At 65.1% G+C, this 482-nt stretch carries 1 protein-coding gene; it reads left to right on the top strand.

The window, feature by feature from the left end; all coding sequences use genetic code 11:
- The coding region (locus HWY05_RS37820; RefSeq protein ID WP_176061498.1) for an ABC transporter permease subunit at positions 1-482 on the top strand (482 nt) is incomplete at both ends.

Genomic DNA, 482 nt, shown 5'->3' with positions numbered 1-482 from the left:
GGTGACGGTGTGGTCGGGCTTCTCGCTGAAGTGGTACAGCGCGCTGCTGGACGACGACGAGCTGCTGACCGCCGCGTGGCTGTCGCTGAAGATCGGCCTGCTGACGGCCACCGCGTCGGTCGTGATCGGCACGTGGGCGGGTTTCGTGCTCGCGCGCTTCGGCCGCTTCAAGGGCTTCACGCTGTACACGGGGATGATCAACGCGCCGCTGGTGATTCCGGAAGTGATCCAGGGCATCTCGCTGTTGTTGCTGTTCGTTGCGCTGGAGCAGATGTTCGGCTGGCCGAAGGGGCGCGGGATGGTGACGATCTGGATCGGGCACGTGATGCTGTGCGTGTCGTACGTGGCGATCATCGTGCAGTCGCGCGTGAAGGAGATGAACAAGTCGCTGGAGGAGGCGGCGCTCGATCTGGGCGCGACGCCGCTGAAGGTGTTCTTCGTGGTGACGCTGCCGCTGATCTCGCAGGCGCTGCTGTCGGGGT

Origin of the sequence: Paraburkholderia sp. BCC1876 (genome assembly GCF_902833695.1) — a bacterium.
Taxonomy (GTDB): domain Bacteria; phylum Pseudomonadota; class Gammaproteobacteria; order Burkholderiales; family Burkholderiaceae; genus Paraburkholderia.
The sequence above is the reverse complement of the archived record's forward strand: the minus strand, read 5'-3'. Positions and strand labels throughout refer to the sequence as shown.